This window comes from Hymenobacter swuensis DY53 (assembly GCF_000576555.1).
Taxonomy (GTDB): Bacteria; Bacteroidota; Bacteroidia; order Cytophagales; family Hymenobacteraceae; genus Hymenobacter; species Hymenobacter swuensis.
Window position 1 is genome coordinate 3,686,310 of sequence record NZ_CP007145.1, and the last position, 25,596, is coordinate 3,711,905.

Below are 25,596 nucleotides of genomic sequence, written 5' to 3' on the forward strand. Positions count from 1 at the left end.
CAGTTGTTCGTTCCCTCTTTTCCCGGCTTGTATGCGCGTATCTGTTTCTCTTTCGGCAGTTCTGCTGGGGGCTGGTTTGGTAAGCTGTGGGACGGATTACGCCGATTTGCCCACCTTTTCGACGGAGCGGAAGCTACTGCAGGTGGTGGTGGAAATGCCCGCCGGCACCAACTATGTGCAGCACGTCAACCCCGCTACCAACAAGCTGGAGCGCAGCCAGCAGGCCGGCTCCGATGAGCTTATTGAGTTTTTGCCTGTGCCCGGCAACCTAGGCTTTGTGCCCGGCACCCGGTCGCCGGACCGTAGCCCAAACCCGGCGGGGCCACTGCCTACTCTGGTACTGGCCGAAAGTCAGCCGGCGGGCACCGTGCTGGAAGTGTTGCCGGTGGCCTTGCTCACGCTGGATGTAAACGGCACGCTCCAGAACGTGCTGCTCAGCGTGCCCGCTCGCCCGGCCCGGCGTATCCTGCCCGACGCCACCGACTGGACCACGCTCAACCGCCGCTACCCGGGTGTGCGAGCTTCCCTAAGCCTGTGGTTTCAGCACCGCACCCGTGAAACGCGTATTGTGGGCTGGAAGGATGAGAAAGCCGCCGAAAAGGAAGTGCGCAACTGGATGAAATAAAAAGCAAAAGCCCCGCCGACAGTTGTCAGCGGGGCTTTTGCGAAGCAGCAGGCGAGCCTGACTACTCAATTTTGTTCATACGCTCCTTTACGGCTTCCAACGCAACACGCATGTTCACAATGTCGGCGCGGGCAGCTTCCTGCTCCTTCAGGTTCAGATCAACCTGGTTGTTGAACTGCTGCAGTTCAGCGGCGTTCTGGGCCAGCTGCTGCTGAATTTCAACTTTACGTACCTTATTCTTTTCGATGTCCTTCTTGATGGCATCGGCTTTGGCAATTACGGCCATGTGGTTATCCTGCGACTTCACCAGCGCGTTTTCGGCGGAGGAAACCTGCAAAGCCAAGTCTTCACGGTAGAGTTTGCGAGCGAAGTCCTTCAGGTAGCCTTCGGCAGCCTTCCACTGCACGGGGGTAGCATCTTTGCTCAGGTAGGCGTTACCCAGGTCAATTGACCACCACACGGTAGTACCCGTTGGCACGGCATCCACTTTGCTGATAACGCGCACCGGCGTTTTAGCAACGGCTTCAATTACAACGCCGTCCATGGTGTAAACACCCTTATCGGCCTTTACTTTGCTGCCGAACTGCTCGTCCAACTGCTTTTTCCAAGAATCTTCTACGCGTTTGCTGTCAAGCTGCATAGAAACACGCTGCCCCTTACGCGGAATGCCTTTGATGGCCATATCCGTTTCGTCAACGGGCGACTTTTGCGCGAAGCTAGTCACCGTCGTTGCCAACATCAGCAGCAGAGAGAAGAGTACGCCTCGTTTCATAGGGGAATGAAATAGAGTGAGAAGAAATGATTTGCAGGAAGTAGATGCCGGCTTACTGTATCCGGCTCATCAAATTTAACCAGACTGCCCGCATCTTTCTATGCCCCCGATTGTTTTTTTTGAAGAAACCTGCCTTTTGTCAGAAAATTACCATCCAACATTACTTAGGTACCATAAAAACATCGTCATATAGGTATACTGGCCCATTGTAGTTAGTTGATAATCTTTATATACCCTGAACAAAAGCAACTCATCCGGGTTCAATGCCGACTATGACTGTTACCATCTGCCGCAAAGAGCACTTCAACGCTGCCCACCGCCTCCATAACTCAGCTTGGAGCGACGCGCAGAACCAGGACACGTTTGGCAAGTGCAACAACCCTCATTATCACGGCCATAACTACGAGCTTATCGTGCGTCTGACCGGAAGCATTGACCCGGAAACGGGCTATGTGTATGATATGAAACTGCTGAGCGACCTGATCAAACGCGAGATTCTGGATACCTTTGACCACCGGAATCTAAATCTGGACACGGTGGAGTTTCGCCACCTCAACCCCACGGCCGAAAATATTGCCGTGGTTATCTGGAACCGCCTGCGCCCTCACTTGGAGGAACGTCTGGCCTTGTCGGTCACGCTGTACGAGACTGAACGCAATTTTGTAGAATACCATGGATAACTCCGTGCCTGCGGCGTCCGCCATGGACGGTGCCGCCGCCCGCCCTGCCATTGATACCCACCTCCCGGCGGACCTGCGCACCCCCCTTCGCCCCGATGCCTTTGCCCTCAGCGACGACGAGAAGATTGCGGCTATTGCGGCTCACTTCCGCGAAATCATGCAGGTGCTGGGCCTCGACCTCACCGACGACAGCCTGAGCGGCACGCCCAAGCGGGTGGCCAAAATGTATGTGCAGGAGTGGTTTAAAGGCCTGGACCCGAAACACCGCCCCGACGTCCGCTTGTTTGAGAACCGCTACCAGTACCACAACATGCTGGTGGAGCGGGACATCACGCTTTTTTCATGCTGTGAGCACCATTTTGTACCCATCATCGGGAAGGCACACGTTGCGTATCTACCGGGGGAACATGTGGTAGGCCTGAGCAAGCTGAACCGCGTGGTACAGTATTTCGCCCGCCGCCCCCAGGTACAGGAGCGCCTCACCCGCCAGATTGCCGAGGAACTCAAGAACGCGCTACATACAGAAGACGTAGCCGTGCTGATTGAAGCTGACCACCTCTGCGTGATGAGTCGGGGCGTCAATGATACGAATAGCAGCACCATCACGGCCGAGTACGGCGGCGCTTTTGGCCGCGACGAAGCCCTACGGCGCGAGTTCCTGCGGTTAATTGGAAAATAAACCGGCAAGCTGCTAGCTTTCCGATCCGGTTTCTTCGTATTCTGCCCGGCAACTCGTTTCCCGACTACAGTTCTCCTTAGAATGTCCCGTAAAGTTCTGATTACCGGCGGTACCGGCATGATCGGCACCCGCCTCGCCGAAATGCTGATTGATGCGGGTTACGAAGTGGCGCTACTCAGCCGTACGCCCGGCAGTGGCCGCTACCGCAGCTTCCGCTGGGACCCGCTGGCCGGTACCATTGATGAAGCGGCCGTGCCCTACGCTGATTACATCATCAACCTAGCCGGCAGCAGTGTATCGGACGGCAAATGGACGCAGGAGCGCAAGCGTGAAATTCTGTCGAGCCGCCTGGCCGGGACGCAACTGGTGGCGAAACAGCTGGCAAAGAATAACCACCACGTCCGGGCGTTTCTTTCGGCTTCGGCCATCGGTATCTACGGCGACCGGGACGACCAGATAGTGCATGAGGAAACACTGCCTGCCGCCGATGATTTCCTGGCGGAGGTATGCCGGCAATGGGAAGCCGCCGCGCAGAGCGTAGCGACTCAGGGTACCATCCGGACGGCTATTATCCGCATCGGCATTGTGCTGAGCCCCGAGGGTGGCGCATTGGTGCCCCTGGCCCGCACCGTGAAGCTGATGGCCGGTGCGCCATTGGGCTCGGGCAAGCAGTACATGTCCTGGATCCACCTCGACGACCTGTGCCGCCTGTTCATTCAGGCCCTGGAGGATGCCAAGTGGGAAGGCACCTACAACGCTGTGGCCCCCAATCCCGTCACCAACCAACAGTTCACCAAAATTCTGGCCGATGTACTGCACCGCCCACTGGTGCTGCCCAAAGTGCCTGAGTTTGGCCTCAAGCTGATGATGGGCGAGATGAGCGAGATTGTGCTGGCCTCGCAGCGCGTGAGTGCCGAGAAAGTTCTGCGCAACGGCTTCACCTTCGAGCATCCGCAGTTGCGCGGGGCGCTGGAGTCGTTCTACGGCGAGGAGTAGGACCATTACCGCTAACAAACGAGAAAGGGCCAACCGCACTTGCGGTTGGCCCTTTCTCGTTTGTTTGGTCTGTCGGATTACTGCTGGCCACCCAGGCTATCGGGCAGGGGCACGGTGCCGTTGTTGAGGTTTTCCAGCAGGTTATCGACCACAATAGTGTCCACTACCTCCTCGCGTCGGCGGCGGGGTTCGGCCGTTACGCAGGTATACTTCTTGTTAATTTTGACAGTAGGCTGCGGAAATGGCCCCATTCGGATGTCGAGGTCGGGGTCCTGGTAAAGCTTCTCCATGTAGGTTCCAAAGATGGGCAGTGCCATGCGGCCGCCTTCGCCCTGCTGGGAGTTTAGGAAGTGGATGCTCCGGTCTTCGCCGCCCACCCACACGCCGGTTACCAGGTCTTTAGTGATGCCCATGTACCAGCCGTCGGAGTAGTTGCTGGTGGTGCCGGTTTTGCCGCCAATCTGGTTGTTCTTTTTCCACAGCTCATAGTCCCAAAGTGCCTGCGAGGTACCGCCGGGCTCCTCCATGCCGCCACGCAGCATGTATGTCATCAGCCAGGCAGTTTCGGCCGGAATTACGCGCTTCTGCTGCGGGTCGAACTGGGCCAGCACGTTGCCGTTGGCATCTTCAATGCGAGTAATCAGCATGGGTTCGGTCCGGAAGCCCTGGTTGACGAAGGTGCTGTAGGCATTCACCATCTCAAACACGCTCACATCACCACCCGAGCCTAGGCCGATACTGGGCACCGGCAGCAGCTTGCTCCGGATGCCCACTTTGTTGGCGTATTTGGCCACGTTTTCCCAGCCTACTTTCTCGGTGAGCTGGGCCGTGACGGAGTTAACAGAACGGGCCATAGCGTAGCGTAGCGTCATGTTCATGCCGGTGTACTCGCGCGTTACGTTATCGGGCTGCCACTCCATGGGCTTGCCGTCTTCCACATACTTGATGGTTACCCGCTCATCCCGGATCCGGTCGCAGGGTGAGTAGCCATTGTCGAGGGCGGTGAGGTACACGAAGGGCTTAAAGGTAGAGCCGGCCTGGCGCTTGCCCTGCTTTACATGGTCGTACTGGAAGAAGCGGTAGTTGAGGCCGCCCACCCAGGCCTTGATCTGGCCAGTGAAGGGATCCATCGTCATCATGCCCGCGTGCAGAAAGTGCTTGTAGTAGGCCAGCGAATCGAGCGGGGACAACATGAGAGTCGTGTCGCCGTCGCCTTTCCAAGTAAATACCTTGGTGGGATGCTTGCGGTGCAGGGCCGAATCGAGCAGATCGGGACGGCCTTTGTACTGGGCAGCCAAGGCCTTGTACTGCTCGGTACGCTTCATCTGGGTTTCGATGAAGTTGGGAATCTCCTTGCCATCCTCGTCTACCCAGGGGTTGGAGTCACGGTTGCGCCAGAAGTTATCGAAGGAGCGTTGCAGGGTCTTCATTTTCTTCTGCACAGCTTCCTCGGCGTATTCCTGCATCCGCGAGTCGATGGTAGTGTACACCCGCAGCCCGTCGCGGTACAAATCGTAGCCATTCTGCTTGCACCACGCGTTGGCAGCCTGGCTAATAGCGCCCCGGAAGTAGGTTTCGGGGCCATCGACGTGCTTTTCTACCTGATACCGGAGCACGATAGGCGTAGCCTGCTCGGCCTGCACTTGGGCAGCCGACAGCACGCCCGCCTGGCCCATGCGCGTGAGCACCAAGTCGCGGCGGGTTTTGGCCCGTTCGGGGTGAAATTTGGGGTTGAAGGCAGTAGGGTTGTTGAGCATGCCCACCAGCATGGCAGCCTGCTCCACCGTCAGGCTATCGGGCGAGGTGCTGTAGAAGGTTTTAGCGGCTACTTTCACCCCGTAGGCCTGCGAGCCGTACTCCACGGTGTTGAAGTACAGGGCCAGAATCTCATCCTTGGTGTAGCGGCGCTCCAGTTCCACGGCCGTCAGCCACTCCTTGGTTTTGCTGATGAGCGTACCCACCAGCGGCACGTGGCCCAGCAGGCCGGTATTTTCCTGCCGACGGGTTTTATAGAGGTTTTTGGCCAACTGCTGGGTGATGGTGGAGCCGCCGCCCCCGCTGCCGCCGGTAGCGGCCCCGGCCACGGCCCGGGCAATGGCAATGGGGTCGATGCCCGCGTGGTCCTGGTAGCGCACGTCTTCGGTGGAAATCAGGGCCTTAATTAGCCAAGGCGACATTTTGCTGAGCGGTACCGGAGAGCGGTTTTCGCGGAAGTAGCGACCCAGCAGTACGCCATCGGCCGTAAAAACCTGGGAAGGCTGTTCTACGCGCGGATTTTCCAGTTCCTCCAGGCTCGGCGACTTCCCAAACAGGAACAGGAAGTTCATGCTTACCAGAATCGGGTAGAGCAGAAATGTGCCAACGCCCACGGTAAATAGCGCCCACAAGGCCCGCGAAACACGATTGGGCCACCGGCGGGCGGGCACGGCGGAAGCAGGAATATTCGGCGACTTGGGAGCGGGCATGCAGAGCGCAGTGAGGCGAAGTAAACCAGCCGGGCCGGTTTCGGAGCCGCAAATATACCAGTTGCGGGCGGGCCGAAAGCTACGGTTGGGCCTAAGCTCCGATTAGCAGTCGGCGGGCGGCGTATCGAATGCTTATTAATTGCATCTAACCAGGAATAATTTACCAGCTCCCTCCACCCGGATACGGCAGCAATCCGGCGGTGCCGCCAGTAGCCGCGCCGCCGGATTGCCGGGGATAGTACACTTTATGTAGGCACTAACAATCACCTCGGCTTTTCACCGAAATACCTTCATCAGACATAGAATAAAACCGATAAGCGCCGGAATAGAAACCAGCACAGCAGCGGCGTAGCTCATCCAGGCCAACAACTGCCACAGCAGCTGCCAGCTGCCGACCACAACCTGCGAAACTCGCCGGGCCGTAGCGGCCGATTGCCAGGGCAGCATCAGCCCACAGCTGCACAATAACAGCCCGAACCATATGTCCGCCTGCGGGTGGTGCGGCCAGATTTCCCGCTCGAACCCTAGGTTTAGCAGCCCGAAGCCAAACAGGCCCACCACCAGCCAGCCGCTGCGAGGCACGGCCGGTAGTACCGTATGGCAGCCAAAGCGCCAGAGGCGGGCAACCTGTGCATCCAGCCAGCTTACCGCGGCCATAACGGTTGCAGCGTAAGCCAGCCCGTAGCCAGCAGCACTAGCCCCGCGAGGCTGAGCAGGTGAAACCCCACGCACAGCCAGAACACAAGCCCGGGCAGCAACCGCCCCGTATCCAGCAGGCTGCCCGGCGACGAGGGCAGCGCCAGTGGCAGCGTGGCCCGGTACAGGACCACGGCGTTGGCTCCCGTTACCCACAGGGCCAGCAGCCACGGCTGCTGCCACAGTTGTACTAAGGCCGTGAGTTGCCGGGCATCAACAGCACCCAGCCGGTACCAGTTCGGAATCTGCCACCACGTCCAGAGCAGGGCGCCGGCAGCCAGCAGCACCGCCAGGCTGCGGCCGGCGGAATGCGTGGAAGAAGATGCGGACATCGGACACATACTTTACCGGAGTGCCACGGCTGCCGGCGCGTTCTGGCCCCACAGCAGCATTACATGGAGCAGCACCCACAGCACCGAACCCAGCAGCACCGTGGCACAGGGCAATACTACCATCACCAGCCGCTGGCTGCGGGCTATGAAGGTGGCGGCCCGCTCGCGCCAGGTGAGCAGGGCGGCCAGCGCGGCTACGCTACCGGCGCACCACAGCATTCCTAAAAACGAAAGTGCTATTGATAGAACAGGCATGGTCGATTTAGCTTGAAAATGAGTTTTCGGTTTGGGTTTACTGTCTATTAATCACGCAGAGTCTCGTACGCCGCCGATTCGGCGTGCGTCCAGCTTTGCCAGTGGTGGTACTGCGGGTAGTTCTGCTGCCACTGCTGAATGCGCAGGCGGATAGCCGCACGGGCCTCGGTGGGCGTGGCGGTGGTTTCGGTGTAGGCCCCGGGCGGACTGATGATGATGCGCGTCATGCCATCGAGCACCGTTTGGCGGGCGGCCAGTTCGGGCAGCACCCGCTCGGGCATAGCCAGCAGGAAGCCCAGGTTCAGCGTCTGGAAGCGTGGGCTGAGGTTGTAGCGGGCAATCCAGATTTCCCAGTTGCCCAACGCCAGCAGCAGCAGCAGCCCGTACGCGGCCAGCCCGTTGAGGCGCACCAACGAGTAAGCGGAGCGGCGCTGCCAGATTTTGAGCAGCACCGTGAGCAGGCCAAACAAAGTCAGCAACAGAAATCCGTACACCCCGATGCGCTTGTAGGCTAGCTCGGTATGCAGGATATAGTAGTAGTTGCGCAGCCCCACCGATACCGCCAGCACCGCGTTCTGCAGTACCCACACCGTAGCCCCCCAGCGCAGGGCTGGAAGCCCCTGCTGGTAGAAGTTGAGGTTACGCCGGAAAAACCACAGCACAATTCCCATGGCTACCAGAATACTCAGGATCAGCACATAAGTACCCTCGTGCACAAACTGTGTGAGGTCGAAGCCGGGCTCGGGCCGGAAGCCAAACCAGATCCAGCGAATATCAATCACATTCACTACCAGCAGCAGCACGTTCACTAACCCAAACACGGCCAGCGCCGCCAGATACTCCTTGCGCAAATCGAGCGTCCGCCGGTCACGGGACCGAAAATCCGGCCGACGTACCCCGAAGGACGCCACCTGGTCACGCTGCCGCCGCACAAACTCCCCAAAGCGCGACTCATGGTCGAGTAAGAAGTGAAACGGCACCACCACCAGCGCCCCGGCCGTGAGGGCCAGTCCCAGTAGAAAAAACAGCAGATGCGGCACCGAAATAGCCGGCAGCAGCGCCGCCAGCCACTCGCCCAGATGTAGCAGCACAGTATCGGTCAGGCGGGCATACACCGGGTTGGCCAGCACGAACAGCACATGAAATACGCCCAGCACCACCAGCGGCAGCACCAGCAGCCGGCCGTAGAAACGGGTGCGCCCCCAGCCAGCGCTTTTGGGCATACTCAGATAAGGCACCAACCCTGGCAGCACCCGCGCCGCCCCGGCTACCGCTGTCAGCAGGGCATATACCACCAGCTTCAGGTGTGGCTGGTTCAGGTAGCCCAGCAGCATTGCCAGGGAAGCTACGCAGGCCAAGCAGGCTGCCCCGGAACCGTACCATACCACACAGCCCGCGCTCAGCAGCGTGCCGGCCAGCATCAGGCGGAAATAGCCGGAGCGCCACGCCGCCGCGTGCCGGGGCAGGCCCGCCAGCGTGGCTCCTACCACAAATACCGTGTACAAAGCCAGATTCAGCCCGGTTTCCTGGTTCCAGAACAGGAGGTCGAACAGGACTGCGCCCATTGGAATCAGCAGCTTTTGCAGGGCCGTGAGCGGCAGCGGAACCCGGCGTACTACCGGGCCGGAACTGGCGGCTAAGGAGGCAGAAATAGTGTTCATGATTTATTATTTAAAAGAACTTTGTATTTCAAAGTATTTGGGCAAAAAAAGGGCTCGACTATCCGCGCAATAACTTTTCCAATGCTGTCAGATGCTCCTGAAAAGCTATTTTCCCTTCTTTTGAAGCGGCGTACGTTGTGTTGGGCTTCTTACCGATGAACTGCTTGGTAACGGCCACATACCCGGCCTTTTCCAGCGCGGCAACGTGACTGGCCAGGTTGCCGTCGGTCAGGTCCAGGGCTTCCTTCAACTCGTTAAAGCTCACCGATTCATTGGCCATGAGCACGGCCATCACGCCCAACCGTACGCGGTTGTCGAAAGCTTTATTGAGCGTGTGAATAAGGTGTTTCAAAGGAGAAGGCAGGAGGTAAAAATCAGAATGGACAGCCGGCCGGAGGCGGAAGCGAACAGGCTTTCCCGCCCAGCTTTTCACTTTTGGCTTCCGGTTCCCCTTTCGTAGCGGTTGTACATAAGCAGGCCGTAACCAATGTGGCCCAGGCCGAAGCCGAGTGCAAAGAACGCCAGCCCAAACCCGGGGAACAACACGGCCACCAGTCCCAGCCCAATTTCCGTGAGCCCCAGCCACCGGATTTCATCGAGGGTGTATTTGCTGCCGTTGAGCAAAGCCAAGCCGTAGAATAACAGCATCCCCGGCACCACCAGCCCCACGGCTCCCTGCACAAACAACGCAAGGCAAAACAGGCCGCCCGCTACCAGCGGAATAGCCAGACTAATGGCCAGCCGCCGCCCCAGCGCACTCCACACCGGCTGCCCGTCTCGCCGCGCCCGGCGCACCGTGAAGAACGTGGCTACGGCCAACGCCGCGCCCACAATACCGGCCGCCAGCACCAGCAGAAACGGCAGCACCAGCAGCCGCTCTTCGGCGGTGCTTTGCAGCAGGCGCATGAAGCCCCCGTACGAATAGCCCTCCTGCGCGTAGCGCTGCTGCAGATACCAGTGCCCGATGCCGGCTCCTACTAACGCCACCACCCCGGCCCCTACCCCAGAGAGGCCACTAAGCGAAATAAAGCGCGACGACCGTTCCATGATGGAGCGAATCTCGGTGAGTTGGGCTAATGGGTCGATAATAGGCTTGGCCATGTTTTAAAGCACTTTGCGTTACAAAGCAAGCATAAATTGGACGCCTTTACAACTCCCGGGCGCAATTTAATTTGAGCCGACAACTCGTAGGCCCTGCTTTACCGTCCGTTGCGGCAGGCCTACTGCCACTGTCATTACGGGACAGGTTGCTTACCGAGAAAGTATGCCAGCCTGTTGTGTTGCGGGTTTCCTTAACGCTGCACACGCCTTCATCACGCCCCATTTTGAAACCAGTGTTTCCCAACAAAAACATACTATACATCAAACTAGTACTGTTTTATAGCTCGTAAATCACCTCAGCACTACCTAGGTGCAAGGCCATTTTCCTTTCACTTCTTTAGCCTCACGATATGCTTCATTACTACGCCGCCACCAGCCAATCTACTATTACCCGTACGCTTATTCTGTGGCTGCTCAGCAATGTGGGCGGTACGCTGTGGCTGGCCTTCGATTTCGCCTCCGACCGCCTGGAGGACTATTCCATTGCCCTGATGTCGGGGTTGGTAGCGGCGCTGGTTTCGTTGGCTATGGTGCCGTTGGTCGTGCCTTTCTTCACGCTGATGAGCGGCTTGCGGGCCAACTGGTCGCGCCGTACGCTGGCCCTGAGTGGTGTCACGCTTTTTTTCCTCCTGGCCAACCAGTTGCTGCTGTTACTGCTGCCCATCAACTCACTCTGGGGCCTGCTGCCCATGTCACTGCCGTACTGGGTAGCGGCGGTGCTAGCCGTATTGTGGCTGTATGGGCCGGCACGGCGGGTGGTGGCAGTTGGTTAACGTCATCTCCCGGCTATCCTCTCAGATCAGGCAGCTTATACGCCTGCTGTTGCGTAAGAGGCTGGTATGAAGCTTCGCCTCCAGCTGTTTGAGTTTGAAGACCTGCCATGGTTTCCGGGCATGATTCGGGCGGGCATGATGGATTATCTGCGGTTCATGATTTCAACGCTGGGCACGTACCAGCCCATTGTGCCGCTGCTGCGTGCGGCCCTGCTCCAAACCGGCCAGACTCAACTGCTGGAGCTGTGCGCGGGCGCAGGTGGGGGCACGGCCGGCATCCTGCACCGCCTGCATACCACCGGCCTGCCCGCAGCGCAGGTCTGCCTCACCGATCTGTATCCGCAGCCGTCCGCCTGGCGGCTTTTGCAGCAAACCACTTCGGGGCTGACGTTCGCAGAAGCCCCGGTAGATGCTACGGCCGTGCCGACTAACATGCCAGGCCTGCGCACCGTCTTCTCGGCGTTTCACCACTTCCCGCCCGCTGCGGCCGAGGCATTACTGGCCGATGCGGTGCGCCAGAAAACCGGCATTGGCGTATTTGAGGGCGCAGGGAAACACTGGTTGGAGCTGCTGCTGGCCTGCACCGTGCTGCCGGTGGTACAACTGCTCATTACACCCTTTATCCGGCCGTTCAGCCTCAGCCGGCTGGTTTTCACCTACCTCATCCCCCTGATTCCGGTATTCACTATCTGGGATGGGTGCGTGAGTATCCTGCGCATGTACCCGCCGCCGCAGCTGCTGGCTCTAGCCCACTGTGCCGATCCGGAGGGTACTTTTCACTGGCAGGCGGGAGTAGTGCGGCATTGGTGGGGGCCGCAGGTCACGTATCTGATAGGAACTCCGGCGGAAACCGGGGCGTAAGCTTTAGCTTGCGACACGCACCGGTTTCCGGTGGGTCGTCGTCCTTTTTCTGCCCTGCTTCCCTCATGCCGCTCACCGCCTACCGTCGGGCCCTGCCCCTGCTGCGCATTCCGTTTTCCGTGTATCTCATGCCGGTGTTCTGGTTTGGGCTGAGCGCGCTCCGGGAGCCATTCAGCCCGTGGCGGGCAGCCGGCGTGTTTGTGGTGCTGCATCTGCTGGCATACCCGGCGTCCAATGGCTACAACAGTTACTACGACCGGGACGAGGGCAGTATTGGTGGGCTGCGCCGGCCGCCGAAAGTATCCCGCGAACTGCTGCATCTGGTATGGCTGTTCGATGTGCTGGCCGTGGTGGGCGCGGGGCTGCTGAGCCTGTGGTTTGCGGCGCTGGTAGCCGTGTACCTGCTGGTATCCAAGGCATATAGCTACGAAGGAATTCGCCTGAAAAAGTATCCGCTGCTGAGTACAGTCGTGGTGGTGGTATTTCAGGGGGCTTACACGTTTTTGATGACGCAGGTGGGCGTGGCAGCCGGTAGTGCCCAGTTATCAGCCCCCGATAATTTGGTGCTGGCGCTGGTGAGCAGCCTGTTTCTGTGCGGTTCCTATCCGCTTACGCAGGTGTATCAGCACGAGGAAGATGCGCGGTGCGGCGACCGGACGCTGAGCATGCGGCTGGGCATTCGGGGCACGTTTGTGTTTGCGGGCCTGGCCCTGGCGGCCGGGGCGGCTCTGCTGGCGGCCACCTACCTATACCGGCAGGAGGAGCGGCATCTGCTGCTGTTTCTGGTGGCTACCGGGCCGGTCGTGTTCCTGTTTGGGCAATGGGCACGGGCCGTGTGGCAGCAGGAAGCCGCCGCCGACTTCGACCACACGATGCGCATGAATCAGGTTTCTTCGCTGTGTATGAGCGTAGCATTTGCCCTAATGCTGCTCTGGTAGCCAAGCCAACGGCCGGGGCGTCACCTGCGTATCAGGAAATTCTTACCTCTCCCACGTACTCCCAACTGCCGTATGCGTCTGTCTCTGTTGCTTTCCCTGCTGGCTTTGGCGGTGGCCTGTTCGTCACCTGAGCAAACGGCTACCTCCACCACTTCCGCACCCCTCCCCGACTCGGCAACCACCCGGCTCGAGCCGATGGATACCACCCGCCCGGCCACGGTAGACGCGCAGGCCGATACTCTACTCACCGCCCGCAGCCGTCACCTGTTCTCCTCCGCCGCTTCGCCCGATGTGTTTTCACTGGTGTTGCGCGGTTCTTCTGTGTTGAGCGGTGAGGCAACCCTGACCGTTACCAACGCTTCGGGAGAGGTAATCTTCCGCGAAGTCCTGTCGTCCCCTGATCTGGAAGCAGCTATGGTATATGAGATGAAAGGCCCCACGGCTACCCAGGCGGAGCGCGAAGCCTACGTGCGCCAACGCATCAGAGAGTTCTTCGCCGAAAGGAACTTCCACCGCCCGGCAGTGCCCAAAGCAGCTACCTACCCGGCCGCAGCCGAAGCGCCTGCCGGCCTCGACCAAGCTGCCTGGCAAGACCTCCAGCGGCGCCCCGACGCTGTCAGCTTTCATTATCTGGTGGGTAAGGAAGACCGCCGTGCCATTGCCTGGTCGCCACTCCGCAAGCAGGTGGTGCATCTGCCGTAACCGGCGTTTGCGTCCATATATGATAACAAAAAAGCCGAAGCACAGGATGCTTCGGCTTTTTTGCTGCTATTTTCTGGCATTTACACTTTGTCAGGCTGAGTAAGGGCTTCTTCCAGACGAGCGGCAAAGGCATCGTAGGGCTGATAGCCCCGGGCCAGTACGTAGCCCTGCGAGCCAAGCCGCAAAATAGTAGTCGGGAACCCCTGCACGCCGATTTTACCCACGGCGGCAAACTCCAGGATGGTCCCCCGGATAACCTCCCGGCTCGTCAGGCGGCCCCGGAAGTCGGCCGCATCAAGGCCATAGGGGGCTACCAGCGCGTCGTATGTGGCGGGGTCATTGAGGTCGGCTCCGTGCTGAAAGTGAGCTTGCTGCACCTCGTGGGCGAACTGAGCGGCTTCGTCCTGGCGCAACTGGCGGAAAGCGTGAATGGCCCGGCTGGGTGGCTCTGAATCCTGGAGGCGGCTGCCCTCCTGCCCTACCGCCTGGAAAGCGGTACCGAATTCCACGCCGGCGACGCGGGCCACCTGCGTCAGTGCGCCGGTCAAGTCGTGCCAGTTCTCCCCGATGGGCCCCACCTGCTCGCCGGTTATCATACCACCGCACAGCACCGATACGACTACCCGCCCGGCAAACTCCCGCTGCACCCGCTGGATGATGGGGCTCATGCCGTAGCACCAACCACACAATGGGTCAGAGAGATAAAGCAGTTCGGGCAGGTCGGGTTGTTGTTCCATTTTGGCAAAAGTAACGGATGAGAATAATACAATGAAGCCCAATAGAGCTGTTGCCTTGCTTTTCTGAACTAAATCAAGCAGTATTTGCAAGTATTTAATTTGCAATTGTATGATACTATCTTTTATACCTATTTTACCTGTCAAATCCTTTTGCCCGTCCACTTCACAGCCTTTGCAACAATGTTAGAAACATACTCTTGGTCTTCCCTTGTCAGGAAGAGTGCTGCCATTTTTCCCGTTTTGGTGTCAGTGTCTACCTCCTTCTCGTTCGGTGAAACACTTAAGTGGATTGGAGCAACTAATGCCACCATCACTGCCAGCACAAACTGGGTAATCGTAGATCCGGTTACTTATCAGCCCACCGGAGCTGGGAACAAGGCCCCTGCCGCCGCCGATGCCCTCGTATTCGATGGCGCCCAGACGCCGACGGTGAGCGTGCAAACAGTAGCTGCTGATTTCAACATCAGCCAGCTGTTGCTTGTCAACAATGTCAACGTTTCCTTCATTGCTCCCTCCACAGGCAATGCAGATGGCCCTATTATCCTAACAAACAACTTGGCCGGGGATGATTTTGTCGTGACAGCCGGCTCCAGCCTAACGCTTCTAACTACTGCTGCCACCACTAACCGCTATACTACACTCCGCCTGAATGCCGGAGCTACCGCAGCCGTAGCAGGTACTATTACACTGACGGGTAACGGAAACGGCACTCCCTTACCACAACGCCTGATTGCAGCCAGCGCCGGAGCTATTCAGGTACAGAGCGGCGGCTCCATTGTAGCCCAAAATGTTGTGGGCTATCCGTTCGGCACCACTGGTACCGTGGCTGGTGGAAGTCAGGATGTAGCCTCCACTGCTGGTTCCGTAGTATTCAATGCTGGGGCTACTTTCCAGCAGTTTTCCGGTGGAGAACCCTTCAGCAACGGGACCAATGGTATTACTGTCTTCAATAGTGGCAGCACCTACATTTATTCAGGCGGCACCTTTTCGTCGGTGGGCCGCCAGTATGGCAATCTGCAGCTGCTAAGCGGTGCAACTGTTGCGGGAACCAACAATATGGTGATTCTTAATAACCTCACCGTTACGGGAGCAGTAGCGAATCTTAACTCAGTGGGCAACGGCACTTCAGCGGGTACCAGTATCGGGGGCAGCATTTTCATCAACAGCAACTCCACACCTACGGCTGGCAGCCTGAGTTTCACTCCGGCCACTGCCAGTAATGTTATCCTCAATGGAAGCGGGGCACAGTCAGTAGGAGGTATTGGCACGGGCACAGGGTCCGGAACTCTCGCGTTCGGAACTGCGGCGCGTCTGGTCATCAATAATTCTTCGGCGGCGGGTGTAACGATGCTCAAGCCAGTTACGGTGCAGGGCCTCACTCTTACCAACGGCGTACTAACGACCCTGGCCACAGCTACTGGCAGCAATGCCATTACCGTTCCGTTTGACGTAACCGCTGGCTCGGACACACGCCTAACTGGTGGCAGCAGCAACAGCTTTGTAAATGGCCCGCTCACGCGCTCTACCAGCGTTACGGCTAGCGGCCGGCCAAACATAGTGTACCCGATTGGCTCTTTCCGCGGTACCACCCCGGTATATCGGCCAGTTACTTTTTCTCCAAATCAACCGTCAGCCAACACTTATACAGCCCAACTATTTGAAGGTGGCCCCACGGCCCGCACCTTTCCAACTGAATCCCCCAATAGCATCAAGCGGGTATCCCGCATCCGATATGCCAATCTTTCAGCCGGGGCTGGGGCTACTTTTAACAACGGCGCCGTAACGCTTAGCTTTGGCCCCGATGACCAGGTAGATAATGGCAACACGTTGCGCATTGCCCAGAGTGTTGGCGCTACCTGGGCCGATGTGGGTGGCAACGCTAGTTTCACGTCTACTGCTCCTCCCTATTTCACTGGCACTATTACTTCGAGCGTACCATTCAGCACATTGGGTGACTTCGTATTGGCCAGCACTCAACTCAGCCAGGCCTCCGGTAATAATCCGCTACCCGTTACGCTCACCCGCTTTGCGGCAAGCCGCCAGGAGCAAAACGTAACCGTCACCTGGGCTACCGCCGCCGAAATCCAGAACGCCTATTTTGAGGTTCAGCGCAGCACGGATGGAATTCACTTCGACGCCCTGGGTCAGGTAGCCGGCAACGGCACGACCACCACGGGAGCTGCCTATTCTTTCCTCGACCAACACCCCCTGAGCACAGTAGCATATTACCGTCTTAAGCAGGTGGATGTTGATGGGACCAGTGTCTTCTCCTCAGTTGTCACCGTTGCGGGCCGTAAGCTCAATGCCTCTTTCTATCCGAACCCCAGCAGTCAATACATCAGTCTGCCGGTTACCAGTAGCTTGGTTCAGTACCGGGTCTACTCATCTACTGGCAAGACCGTAGCCACCGGGGAGGCGCAGGGCGGTGCAACCGTAGATTTGCAGCGTGTACCCACCGGCATCTACTTCTTGGAGTTGATAACGGAGGGGCAGCGAAACGTGCAACGCTTCGTACGACAGTAAGCAAGTGGTTTTTCAGCCAAAAAAGGGGGCTACCGCATTTGCGGTAGCCCCCTTTTTTGGCTGAAAAACCACTTACCTAGCCGTTCATGGCCAGCAGGAACTCGTTGTTGTCACGGGTGCCTTTCATGCGGTCCTTAAGGAACTCCATAGCTTCGGCAGCCGTCATGTCCGACATGAACTTGCGCAGTACCCAGATGCGGTTCAGTTCGTCCTTGCTCATGAGCAGATCTTCGCGGCGGGTACCGGAAGCCGGCACGTCGATGGCCGGGAAGATGCGCTTGTTGGCCAGCTTGCGGTCCAGCTGCAGTTCCATGTTACCGGTGCCTTTGAATTCCTCAAAGATAACCTCGTCCATTTTGGAGCCGGTTTCGATGAGGGCCGTAGCCACGATGGTCAGGGAGCCACCGTTTTCCACGTTACGGGCGGCCCCGAAGAAGCGCTTGGGTTTGTGCAGTGCGTTGGCATCTACACCACCCGAGAGAATTTTGCCCGAAGCCGGCTGCACCGTGTTGTAGGCACGGGCCAGGCGGGTAATCGAGTCGAGCAGAATCACCACGTCGTGGCCACACTCCACGAGGCGCTTGGCCTTCTCCATGGCAATGGTGGCAATTTTTACGTGGCGGTCAGCTGTTTCATCGAAGGTAGAGCTCAGCACTTCAGCTTTCACCGAGCGGGCCATGTCCGTTACCTCTTCCGGGCGTTCATCAATGAGCAGAATCATCAGGTACACCTCCGGATGGTTCTCGCTGATGGCGTTGGCAATTTCCTGGAGCAGCACGGTTTTACCCGTTTTGGGCTGCGCCACAATCAGACCGCGCTGGCCTTTGCCAATGGGCGCAAACAGATCCATGATCCGGGTGCTGTACTGGGCCGATTTGGTGGTGAGCTTCAGACGTTCCTCAGCAAACAGCGGCGTGAGGTTGCTGAACGGAATCCGGTCCCGGGCGTCTTCCACCGAGCGACCATTGATGCCATCCACGCCTACCAGCGCAAAGTATTTCTCCCCGTCGCGCGGGGGCCGGATGGTGCATTTCACCGTGTCGCCGGCTTTCAGGCCGAATTGCTTCACCTGCTGTGGCGCCACATAAATATCGTCGGGGGAAGCGAGGTAGTTATAGAAAGGGCTGCGCAGGAAACCATAGCCGCCGTCGGGCATCATTTCCAGCGTTCCGTCCCCGGGAATGGTAATATCGAAATCCTGACGTGCCGGCCGCTGCTCCGCCCGCTCGACACGGGTCGGCTGCTCGGCAGTACCGTTCTGGCGCTCGGTGAGGCGTTGCTCCTGGCGCTGCTGGCGTTGCAGCTCCCGGGCCGCATACCGTTCCTCGCGGCGCTGCTCCCGCTGGTCGCGGGCATCGGGGCGGCCTCCCTCGCGCAGGTTGCGGGGCTGCTCGGGGCGGCTGCCGTCGCGCAGGGCACCCTCCTGACGGCCATCAGTGCGGGGCTGATCATTGCGCAGGTCCCGGGGCTGCTCAGAGCGGCTGCTACTGTCGGGCCGGATTTCGGCGCGGGCAGCGTCCGTACGCGCTTCCCGGGGAATGTACTCCCGGCCGTCGCGGAAAATACGCGGCTGCTCGGGGCGGCCTTCACGCAGGGGGGCAGGCGCAGTGGGGTCGATGGGACGGGGGTCACGCATCGGAGCTACGGGAGTTTCCACGACCGTTTCAGCAGCCGGAGCAGCTTCCTCTTCTGTTGCTGTGGCCTCAGCACCTGCTACAATAGGCCGACCGGCCCGGTCAGTGCGCGTACGGCGCTCCGGCCGCTGATACAGCTTCACGGGACGCTCGATGCTGGCTGTATCCTCAGCCGGAGCTGCTTCGGCGGGAGCCGTACCAGTTGGTTCAGCCACCACAACTTCGGCGGCAACCGGAGTTGGTTCAGTGGCCACCACCGGAGCGTCCGGGGCAACGGGCCCAGCAATGGCTACGGGGGCAGCTTCGGTTTCACTGGTGGTTACTTCGGCGGGGGCGGCGGCGGCTTTGCCGCGAGCCGGGCGAGCCGCCGCCGGGCGGGCAGCGCGCGTACCGGTGGTTTTGGCAGCAGGAGCCGCTTTGACAGCAGGCGTTTTAGCAGCAGCGGCTTCCACCGGTTCCGTATAGGGCGCGGCGGACACAGCGGGCGCGGCAACTTCGCCGGATTTCACTTTTTGGGGAAGCTTATCAGTGGGCGTAATAGCCTGCTGGTCGAGAATCTTATAGATAAGATCCTGTTTGCTGAGTTTTTTGAAATTACCAACCTTTAGGGTCTCAGCAACTTCTTTTAGTTCGGACAGCAAACGGTCCTTTAACTCGTCAATAGTGTACATAGGTAGCGGTGAAGCAAAAAAGGGGCGGGGCGGCGAAAAGCCTAAAATGGGGCAGCACAGGCCAGTCTGGGCACAAAAGACAGCCGCAACGCGGCGCCCAACGCAGAAAGAAGCGAGAAGTAAAAACCGTGGGTGGAGCCAACTGGCGCGAAAAGCGGAGTGCAGGCCAGGCGCGGTAAAAATGCCATCGGGCCCGCCAACCAGGGTCGGCTTGTATGTGCAATGTTAGCGGAATGCGGGGGAACTGCCAAATCGGATGGTGGATTTTGCAGTTTGGGTAGCGTACGCAGGTTTTGCCCCAAAGGATACAGCCGCCCAACTACTTAAATGGTGGCCCGGATCGGTAACGACGCAGGCCGGCAGAACAGTTCCCAGCGGCCCGGGGTGGGAGCCACAGGCCATATTCTGGCCTGTTCAACAGCACGGCAAGGACTTCACCGGCCGGGGTGGCCGATGGAATTCTGCTTCATCGGCCGCAAACTTCTACTTTTGTTTAATTCCAATCCGCGTTTTCTGCCGTTATGCTGCAAGTTTCCGTCCTGAAAGAACATACCGCCGCCGTGCTGGCCGGCCTGGCCAAACGAAACTATAAAACTGCCGAAGCCGACGTGCAGGCCATTCTGGCGCTGGATCAGCGACGGAAGGATCTGCAAACTGCCCACGACCAGGCGCAGGCTGAGGCGAATGAGCTGGCCCGCCAGATTGGGGGACTGATGAAAGCCGGTAATAAGGCCGAAGCCGACACGCTGAAAGCCCGTACCGCTGAGCTCAAGCAGCAGAACAAGGCCCACGCCGAAGAGCTGACGGAGGTAGAAAAAGAGCTGCAGCAAACCCTCTACAAGCTGCCCAACGTGCCCCACAGCAGCGTGCCGGCTGGCCGCTCGGCTGACGACAACGAGGTGGTGCGCGAAGTAGGCACCAAGCCTGAGCTACCCGCCGATGCCAAACCCCACTGGGACCTGATTGAGCAGTACGACATCATTGACTTCGCGCTGGGCAACAAGATTACGGGAGCCGGTTTTCCGGTGTATAAGGGTCAGGGTGCGCGGTTGCAGCGGGCCCTCATCAACTTTTTCCTGGATGAGGCCCGAGCCGCCGGCTACACGGAAATTCAGCCCCCGATTCTGGTGAACGAGGCCAGCGGCTACGGTACCGGCCAGCTCCCCGACAAGGAAGGCCAGATGTACCATTCCACCGCCGACGACCTGTACCTGATTCCGACGGCCGAGGTGCCCATCACTAACCTCTACCGCGACGAGATTATTGCGCCCGAGCAACTGCCCATCCGGAATGCCGGCTATACGCCCTGCTTCCGCCGCGAGGCCGGTAGCTGGGGAGCCCACGTCCGGGGCCTCAACCGCCTGCACCAGTTTGATAAAGTTGAGATTGTACAAATTACCCAGCCTGAGCAGAGCTACGCGGCTTTAGAAGGGATGGTAGCGCACATTGAGGGCCTACTGCAGAAGCTGGAACTGCCGTACCGGGTGTTGCGCCTCTGCGGCGGAGATATGGGCTTTACATCGGCTCTTACCTTCGACCTGGAAGTGTGGAGCGCGGCCCAGCAACGCTGGCTGGAAGTAAGCTCGGCCTCCAACTTTGAAACCTATCAGGCCAACCGCCTGAAACTGCGCTACCGCACCGAAAACAATAAAACCCAGCTACTGCACACGCTCAACGGGTCAGCGCTGGCGCTGCCCCGCATTGTGGCGGCCCTGCTGGAAAACAACCAGACGCCCGAGGGTATCCGCCTGCCGGCAGTACTGCACTCCTACTGCGGCTTCAGCCAGATAGGCTAAATCTACCCGTCACCAAAAAAGTCTGTTTCCACGCCGGAGACAGACTTTTTTTTGTGTAAACACTACCTAAAAATCAGCTGCGCAGATACACCCGAAACGTGGTACCCTGCCCTTCCTCGCTTTCCACTTCTACCCGGCCGCCCGCCGTCTGGGCCAGTCGATTCACCAGAAACAGTCCTACGCCGGTACCATCCTCCACGCCGGGGTGGAAACGCCGAAAGAGCTGGAACAAATCAGCGCCGTGGCGGGCCATATCGAGTCCCAGACCATTGTCCTGTACTTCCAGGATAGGTTGGTCGTTGCGCCAGCCCGTGCGTACTACTACCTCAGGGCGGCGCGCAGGATGCCGGTATTTAAGCGCGTTGGACAGCAGATTCAGCAGAATCGTGCGCAGATTGGACCGGATATACAGGACTTCCGGCAGCTGCTTGAAATCAGTAGTAATGCGGGCAGCGGTGGCCTCCACCTGGGGTCGAAGCGAATGACATACTTCCTTTGCTACTTCTCGCACTTGCACCGGTTCGGTTGCCTGTTCGCCGGTCTGGCGCTGCTCCTGCACTACCGTAGCCAGGTCGGTAATAGTGGTTACCAAGGCCCGCAGAGAGGAATCAACCAGACTCAAAACATGGGCTTCTTCGGGGTCGTGGAAGGTGGCGGAGCGGCGTAGCTCCTCAAACAGGCCCTGCAGATTGTGAACAGGCTGCCGCAGATCATGCGAGGCGGCATACACGAAGTTGTCCAGATCGGCGTTCGTGCGGCCCAACTCCTGGTTGATGGCTGCCAGTTCCTGGTTGCGGGACTGGAGCTGCTGGCGGGTCTCGGTGAGCTCCGACAATGACTCGCGCAGCTGCTGGTTCATCACCTGCAACTCCTGATGGTAACGGGTCTGGTACTGCTGCCACTCGTTTTTCTCGATGGCGTGCGTTACGGTCCGCGCCAGCAGTTCCCGGTCGAACTGTCCTTTCACGAGGTAGTCGGACGCCCCGCTGTTGAGGGCACGCACGGCCAGGGTCTCGTTGCCGCTGCCAGTTATCATTATCACGCACAGGGTCTCTGAGTGCGCCAGCTGCTTCAGCTGCTCCAGTACCAACAGCCCATCCATGTCCTGCAGGTTATGATCGAGCAGCACACAGTCCGGCAGGATCTGGGCGAAGAGCCGCACGGCTTCCGCGCCGGAGGTAGCTTCGTAGAATTCCACGCTCTCGTGCCCCAGCTGCTTTCCCAGAAAGCGGCGATATAGCACCCGGTCGGTTACGTTGTCATCAGCCAGCAGAATTTTTTTCACGGGCGGCGACTTAGTTACTGGGCAGTTCTACTGCGCTCAGCCAATACTGCACAATCAGACGCACTTTTTCTTCCATGGCCGCATAGTCAATGGGCTTGGTGAGGTAGCTATTTGCTCCCAGTCGGTAGCACTCTTCAATATCCTTACTGTTAGAAGAAGTACTGAAAATGATAATCGGGATGGTGTTGAGAGCATCATCGTGTTTCACCACATCCAACACAGCCCGGCCATCGGTACCGGGCATGTTCAGGTCGAGCAGGATAATGGCCGGCAGCACGGCCGGCCACTTAATATTGCGGCCGTAGCCCTGCAGATATTCCAGCGCCTGGTCGCCATCGGTGCAGCGCAACACCGGATTTTGCAGCGCATGCTTACGGAATGCCCGGCCCAGGGCCGTGAAGTCCTCGGTACTATCTTCGACTACTAAAATGGGTTTCAGGGAGGCAGAACTCATGAGGTGTATTTCGGAAGCGAAAAGAAGAAGGTAGCCCCCTGTGCGGGCTGAGACTCCACCCAGAGCTGGCCGCCACTCTTCTCTATCATCTTTTTCACAATGGCTAAGCCTGCCCCAGTACCACCACCATACTTATCCTGGCTGTGCAGACGCTTAAAGATTTTGAAAATACTCTCGTGGTGCCGGGAGTCAATGCCGATGCCGTTGTCACGCACAAAGAGTACATGGAATGCTGCCGGGCTAATGCTCCCACGCGGGCTAATAACGCCTGCGGGAGCAACGCCTATTTCTACGGTCTTTACGGCACTATCGTTGTAGCGCATGGCATTGGTCAGCAGATTATTGAATACCTCGCGCAACCGCACTGGGTCGGCCTGTACGGTGGGCAGGGGGTGGGCCACCGTAACACGGGTACCAGTTTGCTCTAGGCGGGGCTGCAGTATCTCCATGGCTTCAGCCAATATCGTGTTCAAATCTACTTCCTGCACATCCGGCTCCAGGCGCCCCACGCGGGAGAGCTGCAGCAACGACTCAATCAGGGACTCCATGCGCTGGCTCAGACGCACCAAGGTCTGCAGCTTATCCACGCCGTCGGAATCCAGCTTATCAGCGTAGTCTTCCAGCAGGAAGATGGAGTAGTTATGGATGCCGCGCAGGGGCTCTTTCAGGTCGTGGGAGGCCACGTAGGCAAAGGAATCCAGCTCGTCGTTGCTGCGTTCCAGCTCGGCATTAAGGCGGCTGAGCTGCAGGGCCCGGGCCTGAATTTCATTGAACAGCTTGAGGCGGATATCGGCAATACGCAGCCGGATTTCCTCGGCAGCTTCAACTTCTATGGGTTTCCAGGCCTCCGCCGTATTCTCCACCGATTCACTCCAGGCTGCAAAGGAATGCCGGGGCGAAAGATGGAGCTGGCCGTCTTTCATCACTTCGGCTTTCTGCTGCTGGCCGGCCCAGGTAACGGTCTGCAACACCTCCGGCCGCAACCAGATGATAAAGTCGCCGGCCGCCCTATCGAGCCGGATGGCCAGAATACCACTGGCTACGGAGCGCACAGCCACGCCGGCCGGATTATGCCGGGCGTAAGAGTTGGTATGAAACAGCTCCCCGGTGGCGTGCTTGCTCAGCCACTCCACTATCTCCCGCATCTGGGGGGCAGTAGGGGTACTGCCGTAGGCAGCCAGTTCCCCATCGAAACTCACTAGTACGCCGCCGCAGTCAAATACGTCTTTTACGACAGGTAAATGGTCGTAGAGGGCCTTGCGAAAATCCGGAAACTCGGCCAGCAGCCCAAAGAGCCGGGCCTGATGTTCGCGCAGACGCAGCTGATAAGCAAAATCATCGGCCTGCTCCTTGCTTTTAAGCAGGGCAGAGAAGGTTTTGCCAATGAACTGACACAGGTCGCGCAGTTCGTAGCTCACCAGGCGCGGCGCGTAATGATGACAGACCAGCAGCCCCCACAGCTGCCCGTCCCGGATCAGGGAGATGGTCATGGTAGCTCCCACGCCCATATTCTTCAGGTACTCCACATGAATAGGCGACACGCTCCGCAGCACGGAGTAGGTCATATCAGGGGGGCGCTGGCTGGCTGGGTTGCGCACCGGCACCAGCGGCACGGGCACGTAGTCTACGTCAGGAATGAAGCGGAGCCAGTTTTTGAGGTACATGGCCCGGGCCTGCTTCGGAATATCGGTGGCCGGGTAGTGCAGCCCCAGGAACGGCTCCAGATCGGGGTGGCGGGCTTCGGCTACGACTTCGCCGCTTTCATCCTCCGCAAACCGGTAGGCCATTACCCTATCGAAGCCGGTAATTTCGCGCACCTGCTGCACGGCATACGCGCAGAACTCTACCACAGAGGCGGCAGCCAGCATCTGGCCCAGCGCATCGTTAAGAGAAGGCAGGTTAAGCGGCCCGTCCGTGGTTTCGGCTACTGGTTCAAATTCCAGCCACAGCAGGTCATCAAAGCGGTGCAGAATCAGCTTGTAGAACGGCTGGCCGGTTACCTTATCGAGCCGAACACCTACCAAGCGGTGTCCTTCCGCCAGCGTGGTAAGCTGCGCTTCTATGTCAACCAGGCGGGCCGGCTCGAACAGGCAGTCCAGCCCCTGCCCTATCAGGTTTTCGGCTGCAATACCCAGCAGCTCCTGCGTATTGGCACTAGCCTGCACCACACGGCGCGTTTGCTCGTGCAGGCACAGCAGAAAACCGTAGGGCTGAATCAGCCCAGGAATGTGAATGGGTTCCCGGTCGCAGTTGGTCAGCGTGATTTCCGCGCCTACCAGGCTTTCGTCGGTGTAGATTACGCCTGTTCTATCCATGCGTGTAAGCGTTGGAACGTGAGAATGGCCGAGGCCACAATCTCGTCGGTGGTGGCGGGCGTTGCGGCCTCGGCCAGCAACCCCACAAAAGATTTCCAGAGCGGCCCTGTCTGCTCGGCGTGGCCGCTGAAATACGCCCGGGCCGCAATACCGGCCTTCGCCAGCTGCCGGGAAATTACCTGACCGCCCAGTGTAGAGCCTTCCAGCACGTACATAGCGCCCAGCAACTGGGCGCGGGTGTGCAGAGGCGGCAGGTTGGGGGCCAAAGGCAGCGTAGCCGCAGCAGGCAGATCCTGATGCAGCAACGAGGCCCGGTAGCGGCGGGTCAACTCCCATTCCGGGCCAAACTCCTCAGCGTGGGCGCGCAATTGCGCCTCAAAAGGCACTACAAACCCATATAGCTTCGCCAGGAAGCGGGCCGCTGCGGCTTCGGTTGGCGTGCCAGCTTTTAATTGCTGGTTGAACTCGTTGGCCTCCAGCGCATCATGGTACGGGCGGGTCTCCTGGCGCAGGCGGGTCAGAACATCGGCAGAGCCGGCAGATACGGTCATAGGCAACTACTGACCGCCGCAAAAAGTAGGCAGGTCGTCATCTGGTACTACAAGCAAATGTAGCGGAGAATTCATTTACCCATTTCCGCAGCCG

General features: G+C 58.9%; 24 protein-coding genes. 10 read left to right on the forward strand and 14 right to left on the reverse strand.

What is annotated here, in order from left to right; all coding sequences use genetic code 11:
• Nucleotides 1-31: 31 nt before the first annotated feature.
• Nucleotides 32-625, forward strand: coding sequence for an inorganic diphosphatase (locus tag HSW_RS17040; protein WP_044002959.1), 594 nt, complete (start codon nt 32-34; stop codon nt 623-625).
• A 61-nt stretch (nt 626-686) separates the two neighbouring features.
• On the opposite strand, the gene HSW_RS17045 is transcribed toward HSW_RS17040, so the two are convergent.
• Nucleotides 687-1,397, reverse strand: a complete 711-nt coding sequence (locus HSW_RS17045; protein WP_052346557.1) for a hypothetical protein — start codon at nt 1,395-1,397, stop codon at nt 687-689.
• A gap of 272 nt (nt 1,398-1,669) precedes the next feature.
• On the opposite strand from HSW_RS17045, the gene HSW_RS17050 reads away from it, so the two are divergent.
• The 3 genes from HSW_RS17050 to HSW_RS17060 all read left to right on the forward strand — a co-directional run bounded on the left by HSW_RS17050 (nt 1,670) and on the right by HSW_RS17060 (nt 3,752).
• The gene (locus HSW_RS17050; RefSeq protein WP_044002961.1) at nt 1,670-2,077 is read left to right on the forward strand and encodes a 6-pyruvoyl trahydropterin synthase family protein; all 408 of its coding nucleotides are present in this window, start codon (nt 1,670-1,672) and stop codon (nt 2,075-2,077) included.
• 22 nt (nt 2,078-2,099) lie between these two features.
• A complete protein-coding gene (gene folE, locus HSW_RS17055; protein ID WP_044004982.1) occupies nt 2,100-2,756 on the forward strand; it encodes a GTP cyclohydrolase I FolE in 657 nt (218 codons plus the stop codon).
• Nucleotides 2,757-2,837: 81 nt separating this feature from the next.
• Nucleotides 2,838-3,752, forward strand: coding sequence for a TIGR01777 family oxidoreductase (locus HSW_RS17060; protein ID WP_044002962.1), 915 nt, complete (start codon nt 2,838-2,840; stop codon nt 3,750-3,752).
• Between the two features lie 77 nt (nt 3,753-3,829).
• Here HSW_RS17060 and HSW_RS17065 read toward each other — a convergent pair whose 3' ends face one another.
• From HSW_RS17065 to HSW_RS17095, 7 genes are all read right to left on the reverse strand, one after another.
• The gene (locus HSW_RS17065; protein ID WP_081768468.1) at nt 3,830-6,217 is read right to left on the reverse strand and encodes a transglycosylase domain-containing protein; all 2,388 of its coding nucleotides are present in this window, start codon (nt 6,215-6,217) and stop codon (nt 3,830-3,832) included.
• Nucleotides 6,218-6,493: 276 nt separating this feature from the next.
• On the reverse strand, nt 6,494-6,874 hold the full coding sequence (locus HSW_RS17070) for a hypothetical protein (protein ID WP_044002964.1): 381 nt from the start codon (nt 6,872-6,874) through the stop codon (nt 6,494-6,496).
• Entirely contained in the window at nt 6,862-7,245 is a 384-nt protein-coding gene (locus HSW_RS17075; protein WP_155833021.1) for a hypothetical protein, read from the reverse strand. Before HSW_RS17075 ends, HSW_RS17070 begins: the two co-directional genes overlap by 13 nt.
• Before the next feature lie 12 nt (nt 7,246-7,257).
• Complete coding sequence (locus HSW_RS17080) at nt 7,258-7,464, reverse strand: hypothetical protein (protein ID WP_044002966.1); 207 nt, start codon at nt 7,462-7,464, stop codon at nt 7,258-7,260.
• Nucleotides 7,465-7,547: 83 nt separating this feature from the next.
• Entirely contained in the window at nt 7,548-9,161 is a 1,614-nt protein-coding gene (locus HSW_RS17085; RefSeq protein WP_044002967.1) for a DUF4153 domain-containing protein, read from the reverse strand.
• 58 nt (nt 9,162-9,219) lie between these two features.
• Nucleotides 9,220-9,513, reverse strand: a complete 294-nt coding sequence (locus tag HSW_RS17090; protein WP_044002968.1) for a winged helix-turn-helix domain-containing protein — start codon at nt 9,511-9,513, stop codon at nt 9,220-9,222.
• Nucleotides 9,514-9,590: 77 nt separating this feature from the next.
• Nucleotides 9,591-10,262: a hypothetical protein gene (locus HSW_RS17095; protein ID WP_044002969.1), complete on the reverse strand. Its 672-nt coding sequence runs from the start codon at nt 10,260-10,262 to the stop codon at nt 9,591-9,593.
• Between the two features lie 350 nt (nt 10,263-10,612).
• On the opposite strand from HSW_RS17095, the gene HSW_RS17100 reads away from it, so the two are divergent.
• The 4 genes from HSW_RS17100 (at nt 10,613) to HSW_RS17115 (ending at nt 13,536) form a co-directional block, all read left to right on the forward strand.
• Complete coding sequence (locus tag HSW_RS17100; protein WP_044002970.1) at nt 10,613-11,035, forward strand: hypothetical protein; 423 nt, start codon at nt 10,613-10,615, stop codon at nt 11,033-11,035.
• A gap of 66 nt (nt 11,036-11,101) precedes the next feature.
• Nucleotides 11,102-11,896 carry a hypothetical protein gene (locus HSW_RS17105; protein WP_044002971.1) on the forward strand — a complete coding sequence of 265 codons (795 nt, stop codon included), beginning with the start codon at nt 11,102-11,104 and terminating at the stop codon, nt 11,894-11,896.
• Nucleotides 11,897-11,961: 65 nt separating this feature from the next.
• Complete coding sequence (locus HSW_RS17110; RefSeq protein ID WP_044002972.1) at nt 11,962-12,834, forward strand: UbiA family prenyltransferase; 873 nt, start codon at nt 11,962-11,964, stop codon at nt 12,832-12,834.
• A gap of 72 nt (nt 12,835-12,906) precedes the next feature.
• Nucleotides 12,907-13,536: a hypothetical protein gene (locus HSW_RS17115; protein ID WP_044002973.1), complete on the forward strand. Its 630-nt coding sequence runs from the start codon at nt 12,907-12,909 to the stop codon at nt 13,534-13,536.
• 80 nt (nt 13,537-13,616) lie between these two features.
• Here HSW_RS17115 and HSW_RS17120 read toward each other — a convergent pair whose 3' ends face one another.
• Nucleotides 13,617-14,273, reverse strand: a complete 657-nt coding sequence (locus tag HSW_RS17120) for a DsbA family protein (protein WP_081768469.1) — start codon at nt 14,271-14,273, stop codon at nt 13,617-13,619.
• 249 nt (nt 14,274-14,522) lie between these two features.
• Between HSW_RS17120 and HSW_RS23015 the strand changes: the two genes are divergently transcribed.
• Nucleotides 14,523-16,796 (forward strand): T9SS type A sorting domain-containing protein, encoded by a 2,274-nt coding sequence (locus HSW_RS23015; RefSeq protein WP_197031897.1) that lies wholly within the window; start codon nt 14,523-14,525, stop codon nt 16,794-16,796.
• A 76-nt stretch (nt 16,797-16,872) separates the two neighbouring features.
• Here the strand turns inward: HSW_RS23015 and rho are convergent, their stop codons facing one another.
• A complete protein-coding gene (gene rho, locus HSW_RS17130) occupies nt 16,873-19,101 on the reverse strand; it encodes a transcription termination factor Rho (RefSeq protein ID WP_044002975.1) in 2,229 nt (742 codons plus the stop codon).
• A gap of 521 nt (nt 19,102-19,622) precedes the next feature.
• Between rho and serS the strand changes: the two genes are divergently transcribed.
• Complete coding sequence (serS, locus tag HSW_RS17135; protein ID WP_044002976.1) at nt 19,623-20,897, forward strand: serine--tRNA ligase; 1,275 nt, start codon at nt 19,623-19,625, stop codon at nt 20,895-20,897.
• A 73-nt stretch (nt 20,898-20,970) separates the two neighbouring features.
• Here serS and HSW_RS23020 read toward each other — a convergent pair whose 3' ends face one another.
• The 4 genes from HSW_RS23020 to HSW_RS23025 are packed head-to-tail and all read right to left on the reverse strand — an operon-like array spanning nt 20,971 to nt 25,502.
• The gene (locus tag HSW_RS23020) at nt 20,971-22,182 is read right to left on the reverse strand and encodes a sensor histidine kinase (protein ID WP_052346559.1); all 1,212 of its coding nucleotides are present in this window, start codon (nt 22,180-22,182) and stop codon (nt 20,971-20,973) included.
• A 10-nt stretch (nt 22,183-22,192) separates the two neighbouring features.
• Complete coding sequence (locus HSW_RS17145) at nt 22,193-22,636, reverse strand: response regulator (RefSeq protein ID WP_044002977.1); 444 nt, start codon at nt 22,634-22,636, stop codon at nt 22,193-22,195.
• Complete coding sequence (locus HSW_RS17150; protein ID WP_052346560.1) at nt 22,633-24,951, reverse strand: ATP-binding protein; 2,319 nt, start codon at nt 24,949-24,951, stop codon at nt 22,633-22,635. Before HSW_RS17150 ends, HSW_RS17145 begins: the two co-directional genes overlap by 4 nt.
• Complete coding sequence (locus tag HSW_RS23025; RefSeq protein ID WP_052346561.1) at nt 24,933-25,502, reverse strand: biliverdin-producing heme oxygenase; 570 nt, start codon at nt 25,500-25,502, stop codon at nt 24,933-24,935. Before HSW_RS23025 ends, HSW_RS17150 begins: the two co-directional genes overlap by 19 nt.
• Nucleotides 25,503-25,596 lie beyond the last annotated feature (94 nt).

Bases quoted from the DNA above. Each gene is read 5' to 3' on its own strand.
- HSW_RS17040 (WP_044002959.1), top strand. From the start codon at position 32: ATGCGCGTATCTGTTTCTCTTTCGGCAGTTCTGCTGGGGGCTGGTTTG.
- HSW_RS17045 (WP_052346557.1), bottom strand. From the start codon at position 1,397: ATGAAACGAGGCGTACTCTTCTCTCTGCTGCTGATGTTGGCAACGACG.
- HSW_RS17050 (WP_044002961.1), top strand. From the start codon at position 1,670: ATGACTGTTACCATCTGCCGCAAAGAGCACTTCAACGCTGCCCACCGC.
- folE (WP_044004982.1), top strand. From the start codon at position 2,100: ATGGACGGTGCCGCCGCCCGCCCTGCCATTGATACCCACCTCCCGGCG.
- HSW_RS17060 (WP_044002962.1), top strand. From the start codon at position 2,838: ATGTCCCGTAAAGTTCTGATTACCGGCGGTACCGGCATGATCGGCACC.
- HSW_RS17065 (WP_081768468.1), bottom strand. From the start codon at position 6,217: ATGCCCGCTCCCAAGTCGCCGAATATTCCTGCTTCCGCCGTGCCCGCC.
- HSW_RS17070 (WP_044002964.1), bottom strand. From the start codon at position 6,874: ATGGCCGCGGTAAGCTGGCTGGATGCACAGGTTGCCCGCCTCTGGCGC.
- HSW_RS17075 (WP_155833021.1), bottom strand. From the start codon at position 7,245: ATGTCCGCATCTTCTTCCACGCATTCCGCCGGCCGCAGCCTGGCGGTG.
- HSW_RS17080 (WP_044002966.1), bottom strand. From the start codon at position 7,464: ATGCTGTGGTGCGCCGGTAGCGTAGCCGCGCTGGCCGCCCTGCTCACC.
- HSW_RS17085 (WP_044002967.1), bottom strand. From the start codon at position 9,161: ATGAACACTATTTCTGCCTCCTTAGCCGCCAGTTCCGGCCCGGTAGTA.
- HSW_RS17095 (WP_044002969.1), bottom strand. From the start codon at position 10,262: ATGGCCAAGCCTATTATCGACCCATTAGCCCAACTCACCGAGATTCGC.
- HSW_RS17100 (WP_044002970.1), top strand. From the start codon at position 10,613: ATGCTTCATTACTACGCCGCCACCAGCCAATCTACTATTACCCGTACG.
- HSW_RS17105 (WP_044002971.1), top strand. From the start codon at position 11,102: ATGAAGCTTCGCCTCCAGCTGTTTGAGTTTGAAGACCTGCCATGGTTT.
- HSW_RS17110 (WP_044002972.1), top strand. From the start codon at position 11,962: ATGCCGCTCACCGCCTACCGTCGGGCCCTGCCCCTGCTGCGCATTCCG.
- HSW_RS17115 (WP_044002973.1), top strand. From the start codon at position 12,907: ATGCGTCTGTCTCTGTTGCTTTCCCTGCTGGCTTTGGCGGTGGCCTGT.
- HSW_RS17120 (WP_081768469.1), bottom strand. From the start codon at position 14,273: ATGGAACAACAACCCGACCTGCCCGAACTGCTTTATCTCTCTGACCCA.
- rho (WP_044002975.1), bottom strand. From the start codon at position 19,101: ATGTACACTATTGACGAGTTAAAGGACCGTTTGCTGTCCGAACTAAAA.
- serS (WP_044002976.1), top strand. From the start codon at position 19,623: ATGCTGCAAGTTTCCGTCCTGAAAGAACATACCGCCGCCGTGCTGGCC.
- HSW_RS17145 (WP_044002977.1), bottom strand. From the start codon at position 22,636: ATGAGTTCTGCCTCCCTGAAACCCATTTTAGTAGTCGAAGATAGTACC.
- HSW_RS17150 (WP_052346560.1), bottom strand. From the start codon at position 24,951: ATGGATAGAACAGGCGTAATCTACACCGACGAAAGCCTGGTAGGCGCG.
- HSW_RS23025 (WP_052346561.1), bottom strand. From the start codon at position 25,502: ATGACCGTATCTGCCGGCTCTGCCGATGTTCTGACCCGCCTGCGCCAG.